The following is a 17559-nucleotide window of genomic DNA, read 5'->3' as shown; positions in this document are numbered from 1 at the left end:
TCTCTTCTGTTTGAACGTTAAAGGGATAAGAGGATGTGTTGCGCCCGCACTTCCGGTGTTTCATCGGGCGCATTGGTATCGGCTAGTCGATTAATTCCAAAGCGAAATCAAGAACTTTGTCGCCTTTCTGCATGCCGTAGTCCATCATGTTGATAGGCTCTACCTTGATACCAAATTCATCGGCCACTTTTTGTAAATCACCTTGCATATATTTCACTTGTGGTCCTAGCAGTACGACTTGGTATTGCCCTACATTGGCACTAAATTCACTGGCACCAAATGCCTTAATATCCGCTTCAATACCGCGCTCTTGTGCAGAGGCTTCCATTTTTTTTACTAGCATTGATGTAGACATACCAGCAGAGCAGCAAAGCATAATTTTTTTCATTTTTGTTATTCCTAAGTCTTGAGTTCCTTTTTACTATGCTCCTTTGGAAATGATTTGGAAACCGGTTTCCAAATTATTTCCAAGTGCGTGTGAAAACGATCACTAGAAACGGAAAAGAGGCTTACTATTTCGTGATGAAGTTAACGAAATAGCGCGTAATGTCCGATAAATATTGCGGTAAATGGCGTTAAAGTAAGATCGTGTAGAGGAAAGCTCTGAGATTGTAGGCGTGCGTCAGTTCAGCCATGATTTAATGATGGTTTACATATTTATGTGTCCAATGCATCAAAATTGGACTAACGGTTTCCATGAGGCGTGAATGTTGCGGTATTCTGCTGTCACTCCAAGGGATGGAACTTAACAATGAACTATTCAATCATGAGGGTCTTTGCTTCTCAAGTGGAGGAGATAATGAACCCTATCGCTAAGCTACTTACGCGTAGCCAACACTTGATGGCGCTACGAGATGGGTTTCAGCTTGCGATGCCGTTTATTTTTGTTGGGTGCTTTTTTGTGCCAATCATCTTTCCTCCATTCGCGAATGCGGAGTCGGCAATTTCTGTGTGGTGGCTGGATATTGCTAACATACTCAGGCCAATATTATTGCCAACGTATCAACTGACTCTTGGTGTGGTTGGATTAATCGTCTCTTTTGGCGTCTCTGCGAGCCTGGCAAAACACTATCAGTTACCGGAACGCCTTAGTGGTTTAACCGGGTGTGTTGCATTTTTAATGCTGGTTGGCTTTTATGATTTAGAGGCCGCCGATATTCGCTACCTTGGAGGGGCCGGAATTTTTTCTGCTTTGATTGCAGGCATATATTCCGTTGAAATCGTTCGCTTTTTTATTCTTCGAGGTTGGTATATTAAAATGCCAGAAGACGTACCTATTTTAACGGTACAGAGCTTCAAATTGATGGTGCCCATCTTTGTTGTTGTTATCACTTTATCGATATTCAATGTTTGGATTGAACGCCAATTTGGGGTTCATTTCCCGCAACTTATCGAAGCGGTATTTCGACCACTTGTTTTAGCTTCAGATAGTCTCGCCGCCGTATTGATCTCAATATTAGTCTGTCAGCTATTATGGTTTGTTGGCATTCATGGCGCGCTTATTGTTACTGGTATTATGAATCCTTTCTGGATGTCTAATTTACTTGAAAACCAGCAAGCCATTCAGTCTGGAGCCGACGTTATTCCACATATTTACCTTCCAGCATTTTGGGACTTCTTTGTTTTAATTGGAGGGGTAGGCTCAACACTTCCTTTGGTTTACTTAGCGATAAAAAGTCGTTCGAATCAGTTAAAGTCTGTCGGAAAAGTGGGGCTAATTCCGTCGATATTTAATATCAATGAACCTATCTTATTTGGCTTCCCTATTATTCTTAACCCGCTGTTTTTAATCCCCTTTATTATGGTGCCTATGATTAATGCCACGATTGCTTGGTTTTTAACTTCAGCCGGAATCTTGGATCGCATCGTTATCATGTTTCCTTGGTCGGTTCCCGCGCCGATCGGCGCGGCATGGGCGGCAAATGGCAGTATTATTAATGCTTGTATGGTGGGCTTTGCCATGATTAATGCTTACTTTTTATACCTGCCGTTTTTTAGAGCCCATGAAAATATATTGATGGAGCAAGAGGCAGAGCGAGCAGAACAGTTACGTCGCTATCAAGATAGCGTAACGTAATGAGCGTAGGGACGTGATTTTAGCCGTCGCTTTCGCTGAGAGATGATATTTTTACTAATAAGGTAGACAATTCGCGGTTGTATAAGAAATGAACTATACGTTGTATGCAGGATGCATAATAACGGATAGGGGTTTCTATGATAGAGAAGTATGGCATTAAGCGTCACTTGGCGATTGTTACTGTTGCTTTAATGGGAGCGACGAGTGCGATAGCTGCTGACAAACCAAATATTCTAGTGATATGGGGCGATGATATTGGGCAATCGAATGTTAGCGCCTACACGTTTGGTTTGATGGGTTACAAAACGCCCAATATTGATAGCATAGCCAAAGAAGGGATGATGTTTACCGATTACTACGCCGAGCAGTCATGTACCGCGGGTCGTTCAACGTTTATCACAGGGCAAAGCGTATTAAGGACGGGGTTAAGTAAAGTAGGGCTTCCTGGGGCGGACATCGGCCTTCAGGCAGAAGATGCCACCATCGCAGAACTACTAAAACCGATGGGATACATGACGGGGCAATTTGGTAAAAACCACTTGGGTGACAAAGATGAGTTTTTGCCTACAGCGCATGGCTTTGATGAGTTTTTTGGCAATCTTTATCATTTAAACGCTGAGGAAGAGCCAGAGAACATTGATTACCCGAAAGATCCTGAATTTCGTAAAAAATTTGGACCTCGTGGGGTTATTAAATCATCCGCTGATGGCAAGATTGAAGATACCGGTCCTTTAACCCGCAAACGTATGGAAACCGTTGACGAAGAAACGCTAGAGGTAGCTTTGGACTTTATGGCGCGTGCCGTGAAAGCGGATAAACCGTTCTTTGTCTGGTGGAATGCGACGCGAATGCATTTTAGAACTCACGTTAAAGAAGACAATTTAGGTAAAACTGGTATCAGCTATTATGCGGATGCGATGGTTGAACACGATAGCCAAGTAGGCGAACTACTTAAGCAAGTAGATGACCTTGGGATTAAAGATAACACCATTGTTTTCTATTCAACCGATAATGGCCCCCATATGAATTCTTGGCCGGATGCTGGTGCGACTCCGTTCCGTGGTGAAAAGAATACCAACTGGGAAGGGGCGTATCGGGTGCCAGCGATGGTTCGTTGGCCGGGTAAAATTGAAGCGGGTACGGTCTCCAATGAAATCATGCATCATATGGATTGGATGCCGACATTCCTTGCCGCGGCAGGTGATGACCAAATCAAAGAGAAATTGCTGAAGGGTCACCAAGCGGGCAATAAAACCTTTAAAGTCCACTTGGATGGTTATAACTTTTTACCTTATTTAACCGGAGAAGAGGAGAAAGGCCGCCGTTCTGAAATCTTCTATTTCACTGATGATGGCGATCTCGCGGCGCTGCGTTATAACCATTGGAAAGCGGTGTTCATGGAGCAGCGAGCTACAGGTACCATGAAAATATGGGCAGAACCGTTTGTGACACTGCGTTTACCCAAGTTGTTTAACTTACGTATGGACCCATATGAGACGGCAGATATTACCTCAAACACTTATTATGACTGGTTGCTTGACCATGCATATATGTTCGTCCCAGCTCAGGCGTATGTAGGTGAGTTTTTACAAACCTTCAAAGAGTTTCCTCCTCGCCAAAAGGCGGCAAGCTTTAGCTTGGATCAGGTAATGGACAAGCTACAAGAATCGCCCAATAAATAACGGGTAGATGGGGGTTAAGAATAGAAAGAGCTCAATAGAGCTCTTTTTTTGATTCAGTCATTCATTTCAATCAAAAGTTGTTTAATTAAAAGTTGTTTAATTACTTGTCTAGTAAAGAAAAAGTGTCCTATCTTTCAGCGTAGGAGTGAAAGAAACTTACGTTTGTTCCTTCTGTGAAGCGTCGCGATAGATAACAAGGAAGGTTATGAAGAAGTGCGGTTGTAAAGTTTTGGTGGGCCTTTTTATAGTCAGAACGCTTGGGCTTATGTTGCTATTGATGTCGCTATTGATGTCGCCCAATGTTCTGGCACAGCAGGGTGTCCCATTGGCGCTTCAAGCGGAGTTTGTAGGGAGTGAGGCGTGTGCTGATTGCCACCAACAAGCGACGCAAGCATGGCAGGGCTCTCATCATGATATGGCAATGAAGCATGCTGATAACGAGAGTGTGCTTGGAGACTTTGACGATCAGACGATTCAGCATCAAGGAAAGAGCAACCGTTTTTTTCGTAAAGGCGATGAGTTTTGGGTCAACATTGAGGGTCCTGATGGCCAGTTCCATGACTATCAAATTCACTATACCTTTGCCTTTGAGCCGTTACAGCAATATATGGTGCGGTTTGACGATGGTCGTGTACAGCTTATCCCCTTTGCTTGGGATTCGAGAGCGAAAACAGAAGGGGGACAACGCTGGTTCCACTTATATCCAGATATGACACCCACAGACGAATTCTACTGGATGAACGCCGGACAGAATTGGAACTTTATGTGTGCCGATTGCCATTCCACCAATCTACAAAAGAACTATGAACCTGCGACAAATACCTATAATACGAGTTGGTCGGAGATTAATGTAGGATGCGAAGCCTGCCATGGAGCGGCGAGTAAACATATAACGTTGGCGAACACCGCAAGAAAAACACCAGAAACGTTAATTCCGAAGCATTTTGGGTTTGATCGTGATCTGTCCAAACCGGTAAAAGAATGGGTCTACCAGCAAGGCAGCAAAACGTTACAGCCAAAAGAGATGGTGGCGACAAATCAGCTTCAAACGTGCGCGCAATGCCACAGTCGTCGTACACAATTGAATGAAAGCGGTGACCATGTCAATGGGTCGTTTTTTGATCGCTATCGTCTCAGCTTAATCTCTGCTGAGCTCTATCACTCAGATGGGCAGATATACGATGAAGATTACGTCTATGGTTCATTTTTGCAGTCTGCGATGGCGAAAAAAGGCGTCACTTGTACCAATTGCCACGATCCACATAGTGCCAAATTAACGATTCCGGAAGAAGCGGTGTGCAGCCAGTGTCACAGTGCGGTTGAATACACTCCAGAAAAACACACCTTTCATGTGGCAAACAGTGAAGCATCCAAGTGCACCACCTGCCATATGCCGGAAACCACATACATGCAGGTTGACCCGCGTCGAGATCATTCCTGGCATGTCCCAAGAGCTGATTTAAGTCAGCATACCAAGACACCAAACGTGTGCACACAATGCCATGATGATAAAACGGATCAATGGGCTGATGAGAAGATCGGGGAATGGTTCCCTAATTCGCGCTATCGGAATCAGCAGCATTTTTCTGTTGCTTTTTATGCCGATACGATAGGGCATCAAGCCGCACCAGATGCATTGGCATACGTTGCCCAAGATGGGACGTTAAGTGACATTATTCGAGCCTCGTCTTTGGAGCGAATGAGCGGCAACAGCGGTAAGAACACACTTATCGCACTGGGTCGCGCCGTCAAACATGACAATGAGATGATTCGCCTTGGCGCGATTGCGGGCTCATCTGGGTACAGTGGCGTAGACCGATGGCAAATTTTAAGTCCTTTGTTAGTTGATCCCGTGTTATCTGTACGCGCAGAGGCGGCGAGTGCGTTAGTGCGCTATTGGCGAGAGCTTAATCCAATGCAAAAACAGGCATTGAGACAACCACTGAATGATTACATTGCAATCCAAGAGTTCAATGCTGACAGAGGGTTTGGCCGCACGAATCTAGGCAACGTATATCGAGATATTGGAGAGATAGATAAAGCCATTAACTACTATTTAGCAGCCATGGAAATAGAGCCATATTTTGAAAATAGTTATGTTAATTTGGCAGACTTGTATAGAGCGCAAGGCGATGAAAGAACCGCGTTAATAACGTTAAAGCAGGGGATAGCAGCGCAACCTCAATCAAGTGTTTTGCCATATAGTGCAGGGCTAGCTCTGTTGAGACAAAAAGACTATGTCGAAGCAAGACAGTATTTACACAAAGCCGCCAAGCAAGCCAGTAGCAATTCGCAATATTGGTATGTCTATGGGTTGTCTCTCGAATCTGTAGATGTACTGGCTTCGGGGCAGGCACTTAATAAAGCGTATCGATTAAGTGGCAACCCTCAACATCTGTATGCGCAGTGCGAGGTATTAGCGAGGAACAACCAACAAGGTGCACTAGCCGAAGCGATCGAGCAATGCTTCAATGAACTCAGTGCCGTTGTTCCTTCTGCTGTTGTTGAGCAATTGAAAGCGAAGTCGCAGAGTAAGTGAGGAGCTTCCACAAGAGGGAAGATGGCAAACTTCCTCTATAATTTCCTAATGATTTCAGGTGAAACTATTGGTATCTGGTATAGTCTCCTGGTTTTTTAGAATGAAATGATGTAGTTATGCGCATTGTTGAGGGTGAGTTCGTGTTAGACAACCATATTCGGAATTATATTTCACAAAAGTTATCGGCGGTGGGTATTCATAGCGACCCATATGGTATTGAGTTGACCTCAGTATTTATATTGGCGAGCCTTGCCGTATCGGCCATCTTTTATCTGGTGATACATCATTTAATAGTACGGTCGGTAAAAAACGTGCTGCAAAAAACCAACCCCTCATTGAATGACAGTTTAACCAAATACGACTTACTGGGAAAAATTACCTTGCTGATACCCATTATGGTATTGGACGTATTGATTCCCATCGCGGTGGGTCATTACGACGTGCTCGCGAGTGTATTTGATCGCATTTTGGGTATTTTGGTTTTATTTATGATTGTCTGGATTGTTTTTTCTATTCTAGACGTCCTCAATGACATTGCGACGTTTAAAGGCATGACTCGTCGAATGCCAATAAAGAGTTTCGTTCAGCTGACTAAGTTGTTTACGTTTTTTGTCGGAATTGTCGTTTCAATGTCGATGTTAGCGAACGAGTCACCAGTAATATTCTTATCGGGGCTAGGCGTCGCGACGGGTTTCGTTATGCTGGTTTTCAAAGATACGATTCTAGGATTTGTTGCCGGTATCCAGCTGTCAGCAAACCGTATGATCAGCTTGAATGATTGGATTCAAATGAACGCCTATGGCGCTAACGGCACAGTGGAAGAGATTTCGTTGACCACTGTAAAGGTTCGCAACTTTGATAACACGGTTACGATGCTCCCGGCGTATGCGTTGGTGCAAAATGCGTTTATCAACTGGCAAGGAATGTCGGATACGGGTGGGCGACGTATAGAGCGTTCTTTGAATATTGATGTCACTTCGATTCGCTTTATGTCTGACAGTGAGATAGAGGAAATGAAAAATATTCGTATTTTGCGTCAGTATATTTATGAAAAATCACGTGATATTGCCGATTACAATGATGGGCTAGGTGAAGTAGAGGGCGTGGGCAACATACGTAAAATGACGAATTTGGGTCTATTTCGCGCTTACATTAATGCCTATTTACGAGCAAACAAAGATATTCATCAGTACATGTTGATTATGGTTCGCCAGTTGCAACCCACACCACAAGGAATTCCACTTCAGGTATATGCATTTTGTAATAATACCGACTGGGCTGTTTATGAAGGTGTTCAGGCTGATTTGTTTGACCACATCTATTCAATGATGCCTCATTTTGGGCTACGTCCGTATCAAGCTTTTACTAGTAATGATGCTGGTAAGATTGGACTTAATCAAACTAAGTAAGTGCTTATTATTCAATTTAATGAATATACTTGGCGATAAACAGTGGGGAACATATTCTGCGCTGTCTATCGCATAATTAAAAATTAACATACGTCGTGGTAATACTATTCATAATCCACGATGAACACTTCAAAATCCTCACGTTGTTGACGTTGCCAAAACATGCTTCACATCAAATTTCCGTAATTGAATCTTACAAAACAACCCGTGTTACTTTTTATCACTGTTGATGTTATGGGTTTGTAACCCATTGATTTTTCTTTCGATTATCCCATGTTATTTTCTAACATAATGTAAGCTTGTCAACTAGTAGTGGTTATATTGATTCTTGATTAATCTCATATTATTCAAATAGTTACATTTAAGTTCGCCTTCTTTATGTTTGAAACTATCATGCTTTTATTCTTTTGTGACCGCTGTCATTTTTACTGACAAAATTAATAGGTAGAGTGCAATGACCTGCTGAGGAAGCGCATTATTTCGATGATTTATCTTTCTATAGGTTTGTATTCAACGGGAAGGAATTAGACCTTATGACACTACCAAATAATATTATTACCACCACAAAGCTTAGGCTGAATAAAGCCAATCAATTGTGTGTTGGGATATTAACGACATTACTAATCCTAGATGTATGGCTAGGGGTTCTTGACCGTTATATCTTGAAACTCCAGCTAGTATGGGTGGAAGAAATGGCACGTTATATCATGATATGGGCTATTTTGATGGCCGTTCCATGTTGTACCGCAGGTCGAGAGCATATGGGGTTGGAGTTTGTTACTAAACGCTTTCCTGAATTAGTACAACGCGTCATTAAAATCATTGTCGGAGCGATTACTTGTGCTTTCTTTTGCTATGTCGCCTATTTGGGGTATGCATTTGCAGAAAAAGGGGCGAGCCAATTATCGACGGTATTTTCAATGCCTATGTCCTATGCCTACGCTGCGGTTCCGGTGACATTTGCGCTATCGGGATTCCAAGCTTTTCTTGTTTGGTTAGAAGATTTATACGCATTTAAATTGAGCTTATCTCAAAATATCGTTGCCATTGAAGGAGAGCAGTCATGATTGGATTCATATTTGCAGGTCTTATGTTAATAGGTGCACCCATTGCAATAGCGCTCGGTATTGCAGGTTTGGCCGGAATGTATGATGTTGGTGGCGCACATTTTACTTCTTTGGCACCAAGTAAAATATTTAATGGTCTGAACATATTCCCATTTTTGGCGATGCCGTTTTTCATCCTAGCGGGTGAAATAATGAATCACACGGGTATTACTAATCGCTTGGTTTATTTAGCTGAGGCGCTGGTAGGACACTTCCGAGGTGGGTTGGCCCATTCAAATATGGTCGCATCGGTGTTCTTTTCGGGTATTACTGGTTCGGCAACGGCAGATGCTGCAGCCTTTGGGCGCACATTGGTGCCAGCCATGGTCAAACAAGGCTATAGCAAAGACTACGCTTGTGCTGTTACCGCAGCAGGTTCCATTATTGGTCCTACGATTCCGCCGTCTGGTTTAATGGTGGTATACGGTTCACTAATGGGTGTGTCGATAGGAGGACTATTTGCGACGGGTATTTTACCGGGAATACTTGTCTGCTTGGTGTGTATGGCGATCATTGGCGCGATGGGTAAGCGTAAAAACTTACCAAAAATGAGCCAGAGAGCAACGCTTAAGGAAGTTCTTGACCACTTTAAAAATTCTGCTTTAGCTCTGTTGATGCCACTCATCATTCTTGGCGGCATTGTATTTGGCATTGTCACCCCAACAGAAGCGGCGTCAATAGCGGTTGCGTATGCACTGGTTATTGGTACGTTTATATATCGCAATCTTACCGTTAATGCTTTGTTTAATATGATTGTCCGTACGTCGCAAATATCGGCTGTGATTTATTTGATTATTGGCTCGGCATCAATTCTTGGCTGGTGGTTGAGCTTCAACCAAATTCCTCAAATGATTGCGGATATGTTTATCGCCTTATCGGATAACCCAAATGTTATTTTGGCATTGATCATCGTGTTACTACTGACAGTTGGCATGATTATGGATATCAACGTCATGCTGGTTATTTTAGCGCCTATTTTGGTGCCATTAACCGCAGAAATCGGTATGGATCCTTTGCATGCGGGCATTGTGTTCATCCTAGCTCTGAATATCTCGCTGATGACACCGCCAATAGGTGCTTGCTTATTTGTGCTTTCATCGGTCACTGGCGCCAAAATAGAAGGTATTTCCAAGGAGTTGATGCCGTTCTTAATTGGTCAATTAATACTGTTGTTTGCCATCGCGTTCTTCCCTGACATTGTGTTATTTATTCCAAGACTACTCGGGTATTAACGTTCTGAATATGAATCTAGCGGGTGTGTAACGGACTTGTGATGTACCCGCTAAATTAGTGAAAGTTATGAAAGTTATGAACGCTGAGGCCCTAAAAATGTCGTATTCGCGTTTATAAAAAATGAATTAGATACACCCCTACATAAAAACCAGTTCATAAAATGGAGTCATTATGAAAACACTAACTAAAACGCTCGTCGCTGCTGCTCTTGCTGCAAGTTTTGTTACCGCCCCTTTTGCTATGGCAGAGAAAGTCCTTCGTATTGGTCATGATAATAAAGCGGACATTATGGAAAATCCGGCTCATGCTTTTACTGGCGTATTCAAAAATATCGTAGAGACGGCAACAAACGGTGAGATAAAGGTGCAGGTTTTCCCAAGTAACCAACTTGGTAACGCCAAAGAACATATTCAAATGGTTCGTGATGGGCAGCTACAAGGTACGCTGTCACCAGTCGGCCCTTTAGCGGGATATTACCCAAGAATAGGGGTGTTGGATGTACCTTTTGCGTTTGATAACAACGCTTCCACCTATCAAGTTCTTGACGGTCCGTTTGGACAAACCCTAGCGCGTGATATTGAAGCTGAAATGAAAGATGTGAAGATCCTAGGCTTCCCTGATACAGGCGGTTTCTTTTCTGTGACTAACTCAAAGCGCCCAATTGAAACGCTGGAAGACTTTAAAGGGTTGCGCATTCGTACAATGACTCTACCGACGCACCAAAAAATCATTCAGTCACTGGGGGCGGAAGCGTACCCATTATCATGGGGAGAGGTATATTCATCGTTGCAGACAGGTGTTATCGATGGTCAGATGAACCCTGTACCAACGGTCTCATTCGCTAAGTTTAATGAAGTACAACAATACTTAACGTTAACGAATCACCTTTTTGCCCCATATACCTTCATGGTGAATAAAGACTTCTATGATGGTCTAACAGCGGACGAACAAAAAATTGTTGCAGATGCTGTAGAGATTGCATTAAGTGCAAACCGTGGTTTATCGCGTTTGATCGAAGCATCTGATGATCGCGGCTTAGCTGGCCTTAAGAAAAAAATGAAGATTAATTCTTTAACGAACGAGCAGCGTGAAGCGATGCGCCAAGCAACTCAACCAGGTGTGAAGAAGTATGTGCGCGAAACACATGGTGAGAAAGGATCTGAACTACTCGATCTATTCCTGAGTGAAGTCGATAAAGCGAACAACTCAACTTACCTACAGTAATAGAAGTCATTAGTTCGCAGTAAAATTTGGTGAGCCTGAATTATCTACTAATAGGCTTACATAATTAACACCTTATGCCTCAACGACTGTTGAGGCTTCTTTTTTGGGTAGGAAAATGGAACTTGCGCAGTGGGTTGGCTTTTGTAGTTTTGGTCTAGGGTTGTTATCTTTCTGGCAGAAAGACGATCGGCGACTAAAGTTATGCATGCTTGGTTTCTATAGTGTCCATGCACTGCACTTTGTCTTGCTTGGTAGTATGACGTCAGCGTTTGCATCAGGGCTGTCATTTCTGCGTACACTTTTGGCGATCCGATACTCTGGAAAATATTTGTGCTGGGTGACGATCATCATTCTCGCGGCGTGTGGTAGCGTGTTAGCGACGAGTTGGGTCCAGTTTTTTTCTATTATAGGCACTTCAATTGGGACCTATGCAGTGTTTCAGCTCACTGGTATAAAACTGAGATTAGCGCTGAGTGTTGGTGCGTCTTGTTGGCTAGTAAATAATATCTTGATGGGATCTATGGGTGGGGTAATGTTGGAATCTTGTTTGATCGTACTAAATTTGGTCACCGCTTACCGCATTCAGCAGTCGGCACGCTCATTAACCACGTAAAAGATAATGTTTATGTAAAAGACTGGTTTATGTAAAGGATAGTGTTCACGTAAATGATTACGTTAAGTGTGGCTTTGAGAGCAGTTCGAACATGATTTGGCATGCTTCATTACTTCTTTAAATTTTGAATCATTAAAGGTCGAAATTGTATTTTGTTGTTTAGCGCGATCTATATCGGATACGTCGCGTTCTTTGCTCGTTAAGTTGAATACAGCATAGGCAGTAAGTGTTACATATATAATCAGTAATATTTTAATCGTCTTTGCCATTGAGCTCGATCGCTGTAGAGGTGATAAAAAAGGCTAGTGGACTTGTCCACTAGCACCCTAAGTAGGGTTCGGGATACATAGTATTTTGCGATACATAGTATTTTACGAAAAATAGTATAAGGTTGTTTTGTGTTCACCAATTACCTAACTGAGCAACAGTACACACAAAACAACAACATAATTGCTTTGTGTTTTATTGTGAATGATAGCGTTAGTAGAAATGGGGAGAAAACGGAGTACGGGAAGGAATGTCAGTAAGGTTCTTCAATCTCACTTCTCGCGGTTAATCACTTTGCGTAGTGCGTCACTTTAGAGAGCAAGCCGCTTAGCGACGAAAATGAAAAAAGGCGTATGAGTTACCTCATACGCCCAAACGGTAGGGGATTGGTGCTAACCCCAATCGATTTAATGCAGTACTAAATCGTTACTTTACTTCTTCAAACTCGGCTTCGACGACATCGTCATCTGCTTTCGTCTTTGATTCAGAACCCGTGTCATTTGATTTAGGTTGAGTCATTTCCATCAGCTTTTGAGCCGCCGTAATTAACGCTTGAGTCTTCGTATCGATCTCGTCTTTATTGTCCCCTTTACGAGCGGTTTCTAGCTCGGAGATGACAACCTCAATGTGACCTTTTTCGTCAGCAGGAAGGGAGTCACCAGCTTCTTCTAGCTGTTTACGAGTACTGTGGATCAATTGGTCTGCTTGGTTACGAGCCGCAACCAATTCTTCGAACTTTTTGTCCGCTTCCTTGTTTGCTTCCGCTTCTTGTACCATTTTTTCTATGTCTTCGTTACTTAGACCACCTGATGCTTGGATGGTGATTTTCTGTTCTTTGCCAGTCGATTTGTCTTTCGCCGATACATTCAATATACCGTTCGCATCGATATCAAAAGTCACTTCGATTTGTGGCATTCCACGTGGTGCCGCTTGAATGCCTTCTAGGTTAAATTGCCCTAGCGATTTGTTGTACATTGCTTGTTTACGTTCACCTTGAACCACATGGATTGTAACCGCATTTTGATTGTCTTCTGCGGTAGAAAACACTTGGTTTGCCTTGGTTGGGATCGTCGTGTTTTTCTCAACAAGCTTGGTCATTACGCCACCCATGGTTTCGATACCAAGAGAAAGTGGTGTCACATCCAATAGCAGTACATCTTTCACATCTCCAGCAAGAACGCCACCTTGAACCGCTGCGCCCATTGCCACCGCTTCATCGGGATTGACGTCTTTGCGTGGTGCTTTACCAAAGAACTCTGTTACTTTAGCTTGCACCATCGGCATACGTGTTTGACCACCGACTAAGATAATATCGTTGACGTCACTGACGGTTAGGTCGGCGTCTGATAGCGCAGTTTTAAGTGGTTCTATAGAGCGCACTACTAAATCTTCTACAAGCGATTCTAGTTTCGCACGCGTCACTTTCACATTCATGTGTTTAGGGCCTGTCGCATCTGCCGTAACGTAAGGCAGGTTAACGTCGGTTTGAGAAGTGGAAGACAGTTCAATCTTCGCCTTTTCTGCGGCCTCTTTTACACGTTGCATCGCGAGTGGATCGTTCTTTAGATTAATACCTTGGTCTTTTTTGAATTCGTCAACAAGGTAATTGATCAGACGATTGTCGAAGTCCTCGCCACCAAGGTGGGTATCCCCGTTGGTCGCTAATACTTCAAATGTTTTTTCTCCGTCTACTTCGTCAATTTCAATAATCGAAATATCAAAAGTACCACCACCAAGGTCGTAAACTGCGATTGTGCGGTTACCGCCTTTCTGGTCTAGCCCGTAAGCGAGTGCAGCTGCAGTTGGCTCGTTAATAATTCGCTTAACGTCTAAGCCTGCTATACGACCTGCGTCTTTTGTTGCTTGACGTTGTGCATCATTAAAGTAGGCAGGAACGGTAATCACTGCGCCAGTTACGGCTTCACCTAGATAGTCTTCCGCCGTTTTTTTCATTTTCTTTAGGATCTCAGCCGACACTTGAGGTGCAGCCATTGGCTGTCCTTTCGCTTCTACCCATGCATCGCCATTGTCTGCCTTAACAATTTTATAAGGCATGATTTCAATGTCACGTTGAACCTCTTCGTCTTCGAAGCGGCGGCCTATCAGGCGCTTAATCGCGAATAGCGTATTTTCTGGGTTAGTGACGGCTTGGCGTTTTGCTGGTTGACCGACAAGTGTTTCACCATCGGTATAAGCAATGACGGATGCTGTCGTGCGTTCGCCTTCGGCGTTTTCAATGATACGTGGTTTGTTGCCGTCTAATACAGCAACGCATGAATTGGTTGTACCTAAGTCGATACCAATAATTTTACCCATAATGATGTTCCTCTTAACGATAAAGATTAATTAATCTAATGCTTATCGTTGAATTTTTGATGTAATAACCCCTGTGCAGTCACTGTTATAATGATGACTGCACATAGCTAAACGAAATCTATAATTGATGGTGCCTGCTCTTTGAGCTGAGGCGCTGTTACTTGCTGATTGAAATTTGGCGTGGCTGCATGACCTCAGGGACTTCTCGTACCAAATCAATATGCAGTAGACCATTCTTTAGGTTCGCGGTTTCAACCGTGACATAGTCGGCAAGTTGGAACTTTCGCTCGAAGTTTCTTTCGGCGATACCTTGATAGATATAGGTCGGCTTCGTGTCATTTGATTTGACTTCACCAGTCACAAGTAACATGTTTTCGTTTTGTGTGAGGGTAAGTTCATCTTCAGAAAAGCCCGCAACCGCCATCGTGATGCGATAGTGGTTCTCGTCTTTCTGTTCGATGTTATAAGGAGGATAACCATTTTGAGATGGTTTTTTTGCACTGTTCTCTACAAGATCAAACAAGCGATCAAAACCAATGGCATGGCGGTATAGGGGAGAAAAATCTATGTTACGCATAATACTATCCTTTATTAAAGCAATAGTTCTCTTAGCACCGAGCTAAGAGAAAGAACTCATACTCCGAAGCGTTAACTCGCTAATGTGGACGTAGGGTTCTGCTGTTAAAAATGCGCAAGAAACAGTCTGATTGAAAGAGCGCTTCTTACGATTACAACGACCAATTGTTCCCTATATGAGGCGAACTTGGTCCTTAATGAACTCCATATGGCAGTTTGTGTAATCAATATATGCTTCCGAATTGCCACTGTCAATACTTGCATTAGTAAAAATAATGATTTATTTGTAAAGCAGGTGAGGTGTTCCTTTGATTGTGTAGTCAGTGCAGGTATGTGGTCTATTGAGGTCTGACCAAGGCAACAATGCCTGATGCAGGATTGAAGTGATTGAGATAGTTAAGGTACAGTGCCGCATAGCCTTATGTTGGTGACTTTCATGGTTTACACGGCCCGTGGCATGAAATCTTCCAAGTTATCCGTTTTAAAAAAGAGACCCCTCGATCATGAGCAAGATCTATCATCACCCCGTTCAAATTTATTACGAAGACACTGATCATTCGGGAGTGGTTTATCACCCCAACTTTTTAAAATACTTTGAGCGAGCCCGTGAACATGTGCTTGGCAGCGATAAATTAGCCCAGTTATGGAATGACCATGGGCTAGGCTTTGCCGTCTATAAGGCGAACATGACATTTCAAGATGGTGTTGAATTTGCTGAAATTTGCGATATTCGTACCTCATTCGAATTGGATGGGAAATACAAAACGCTATGGCGTCAGGAAGTGTGGCGTGAAGGGGCGACTAAACCTGCAGTCATTGGCGACATTGAAATGGTGTGCTTGGATAAAGATAAACGCTTGCAACCGGTTCCTGAAGAGGTGCTTACGGCGATGTTAGCTGGCTAGCTTGCTTAATTCTGACTGTGAGAAAAACACCTCATCCATGGTGTTTTCCTCCTTGGTTCACGTTATTACTTACTTTTATTATAACGCAGACTCTCCCCGTTTATGGTGCGTTTCCTTATGAGCTTTGAGAAAGTGGGCTAGGGGGGAGCTGGTTGCGATTGTTTGTCTGATATTCTTATGCTGGCAGTTTTCGCTGTCCTGAGGGAGCGCTTTAGGATTGGTAAAAATTCGATGAGTTTGGCCAAAGCTATTGATTTCTTTCATGGATAACCATTCGTGGTGGCTAAATGCGGCAATGACCGTACCGTTGAGGTAAAAATTGAGGAAACCATTGGGGTAGATTTTCATTTCATCTCCTCTAATTTGGTTAATGATAAATTCCTTTCCCTTTTTCTGCGTCGACTTTATTTTCCAATGCATGATATTTACCCTAATACAATCTCGCTATAGTTTGCTAGCAGGCTGTTTAATTTCAAAATGAGTGGCTCTATGAGCGACTCAGGCATGCTAACGGTCATTAATTTCTGGTGCAAGATTGAGGTTGTAGGTAAAAATTAAACAGCCGTTAAGTGACTCTAAACATTCACATACTTCGACGTTTATTTACTGAGGACAAGCGTAATCACCCTAACCCACAGGGCATGATAATCGGAATATAAATCCATACTGACAGTGACCTAGCGCTGTGTGTCACGTAAGCCTGAAATCGCTACTCGATTTTTAAGGTAATAAAGATTATGCCAGCAAATTAAGCTGAGAAAACGTATGCAATTTCAACTCAATGGGCTTAATGCTACCTCCTAGCGTGATAGCAAAACGATAATCTGAATCTAGATGCCCCAAAACGCTTTGCCAGCGTATACGGTTATTTTTGGTCGGAGTAACAGCAATGCAGGTTGGGATGTTGTTAGTGAAGTGAATGTTAATGTCTTGCAATATGTCGATCTCATTTGCAGACATTGTTGCGTGAACGGAAGGGAACTCAAGTGTGTTTGCTACGCAAGAAGAGAAATCAAAAGCAAACTCTTTAAGCGAGGTGGCTAAACCTTCCCCGGTCGCTTTTATATACGACTCTTTTAATGCCCACAGGTCAAAGAAGCGACCTCGTTGCTTCTCTTGAGGTAATGCATTGAGGTCATTGATTTCTGGTGCGGCGAAGTAATGGCTAATAATGGCGTGAATATCCGTGCTATCTCTCGAATGTTCAATATCCGCACCTAGCATTAATGATTCATCGTCGGATTTGAGGATTGCGATGAGCAAGTAATCTTTGCTATGGCTGAGGTTAAAATTAAGGCCCGTTTGTTCGCGTTGTAAGGCGCTTAGGCGAGGCTTACCTTTTTTTCCATACTCGAATGCCCACTGCTGGGGTTGAATAGGTGAATAGCGAGATAAAATTGCTCGCAAGATACAGCGTACATAGAGTGCAGTAAGTTGTGCTTGCGGCTGACGATAACGAGCGACCTTACTTAATTCATCATCACTTAGCCAAGATTTTAGTTCGTTAAGTCGATTTGTTTTCTGGTTGAGATCGACGAGTGGGCAAACCCATAAATCAACTTGCTGAACTGCCTTCAATGCCATACTCCTAGCGATTCAAAAATAGTGTTAG

At 43.0% G+C, this 17559-nt stretch carries 14 protein-coding genes; 9 read left to right on the top strand and 5 right to left on the bottom strand.

What is annotated here, in order from left to right:
- Nucleotides 1-82: 82 nt before the first annotated feature.
- Nucleotides 83-388, bottom strand: a complete 306-nt coding sequence (locus L4D05_RS09270) for a PTS sugar transporter subunit IIB (protein ID WP_428751378.1) — start codon at nucleotides 386-388, stop codon at nucleotides 83-85.
- Nucleotides 389-751: 363 nt separating this feature from the next.
- Here L4D05_RS09270 and L4D05_RS09265 point away from each other — a divergent pair, with 363 nt between their 5' ends.
- The 8 genes from L4D05_RS09265 (at nucleotide 752) to L4D05_RS09230 (ending at nucleotide 11883) form a co-directional block, all read left to right on the top strand.
- Nucleotides 752-2077, top strand: coding sequence for a PTS sugar transporter subunit IIC (locus tag L4D05_RS09265; RefSeq protein ID WP_428793740.1), 1326 nt, complete (start codon nucleotides 752-754; stop codon nucleotides 2075-2077).
- A gap of 137 nt (nucleotides 2078-2214) precedes the next feature.
- Nucleotides 2215-3759: an arylsulfatase gene (locus L4D05_RS09260; protein WP_428751376.1), complete on the top strand. Its 1545-nt coding sequence runs from the start codon at nucleotides 2215-2217 to the stop codon at nucleotides 3757-3759.
- 205 nt (nucleotides 3760-3964) lie between these two features.
- A complete protein-coding gene (locus L4D05_RS09255) occupies nucleotides 3965-6298 on the top strand; it encodes a multiheme c-type cytochrome (protein ID WP_428751375.1) in 2334 nt (777 codons plus the stop codon).
- Nucleotides 6299-6438: 140 nt separating this feature from the next.
- Nucleotides 6439-7707, top strand: coding sequence for a mechanosensitive ion channel family protein (locus L4D05_RS09250; RefSeq protein WP_428793997.1), 1269 nt, complete (start codon nucleotides 6439-6441; stop codon nucleotides 7705-7707).
- Between the two features lie 533 nt (nucleotides 7708-8240).
- Nucleotides 8241-8774 (top strand): TRAP transporter small permease, encoded by a 534-nt coding sequence (locus tag L4D05_RS09245; RefSeq protein WP_428751374.1) that lies wholly within the window; start codon nucleotides 8241-8243, stop codon nucleotides 8772-8774.
- Nucleotides 8771-10045 carry a TRAP transporter large permease gene (locus tag L4D05_RS09240; protein WP_428751373.1) on the top strand — a complete coding sequence of 425 codons (1275 nt, stop codon included), beginning with the start codon at nucleotides 8771-8773 and terminating at the stop codon, nucleotides 10043-10045. The genes L4D05_RS09245 and L4D05_RS09240 overlap by 4 nt, the downstream gene beginning before the upstream one ends.
- 172 nt (nucleotides 10046-10217) lie before the next feature.
- On the top strand, nucleotides 10218-11270 hold the full coding sequence (locus L4D05_RS09235; protein WP_428751372.1) for a TRAP transporter substrate-binding protein: 1053 nt from the start codon (nucleotides 10218-10220) through the stop codon (nucleotides 11268-11270).
- Nucleotides 11271-11385: 115 nt separating this feature from the next.
- Complete coding sequence (locus L4D05_RS09230; protein WP_428793739.1) at nucleotides 11386-11883, top strand: YgjV family protein; 498 nt, start codon at nucleotides 11386-11388, stop codon at nucleotides 11881-11883.
- 693 nt (nucleotides 11884-12576) lie between these two features.
- Here L4D05_RS09230 and dnaK read toward each other — a convergent pair.
- Nucleotides 12577-14466: a molecular chaperone DnaK gene (dnaK, locus tag L4D05_RS09225; RefSeq protein ID WP_428793738.1), complete on the bottom strand. Its 1890-nt coding sequence runs from the start codon at nucleotides 14464-14466 to the stop codon at nucleotides 12577-12579.
- A 157-nt stretch (nucleotides 14467-14623) separates the two neighbouring features.
- Nucleotides 14624-15043 (bottom strand): Hsp20 family protein, encoded by a 420-nt coding sequence (locus tag L4D05_RS09220; protein ID WP_428793737.1) that lies wholly within the window; start codon nucleotides 15041-15043, stop codon nucleotides 14624-14626.
- A gap of 502 nt (nucleotides 15044-15545) precedes the next feature.
- Here L4D05_RS09220 and L4D05_RS09215 point away from each other — a divergent pair.
- The gene (locus tag L4D05_RS09215; protein ID WP_265674058.1) at nucleotides 15546-15947 is read left to right on the top strand and encodes a thioesterase family protein; all 402 of its coding nucleotides are present in this window, start codon (nucleotides 15546-15548) and stop codon (nucleotides 15945-15947) included.
- Between the two features lie 78 nt (nucleotides 15948-16025).
- Here the strand turns inward: L4D05_RS09215 and L4D05_RS09210 are convergent, their stop codons facing one another.
- Together L4D05_RS09210 and L4D05_RS09205 are read right to left on the bottom strand one after the other, a co-directional pair.
- Nucleotides 16026-16295: a hypothetical protein gene (locus tag L4D05_RS09210; protein WP_428793736.1), complete on the bottom strand. Its 270-nt coding sequence runs from the start codon at nucleotides 16293-16295 to the stop codon at nucleotides 16026-16028.
- Between the two features lie 387 nt (nucleotides 16296-16682).
- Nucleotides 16683-17531 (bottom strand): 4'-phosphopantetheinyl transferase family protein, encoded by an 849-nt coding sequence (locus L4D05_RS09205; protein ID WP_428793735.1) that lies wholly within the window; start codon nucleotides 17529-17531, stop codon nucleotides 16683-16685.
- Between the last annotated feature and the right edge of the window lie 28 nt (nucleotides 17532-17559).

Origin of the sequence: Vibrio nomapromontoriensis (genome assembly GCF_050337205.1) — a bacterium.
GTDB lineage: Bacteria > Pseudomonadota > Gammaproteobacteria > Enterobacterales > Vibrionaceae > Vibrio > Vibrio nomapromontoriensis.
This window is presented reverse-complemented; position numbering and strand designations above follow the sequence as displayed.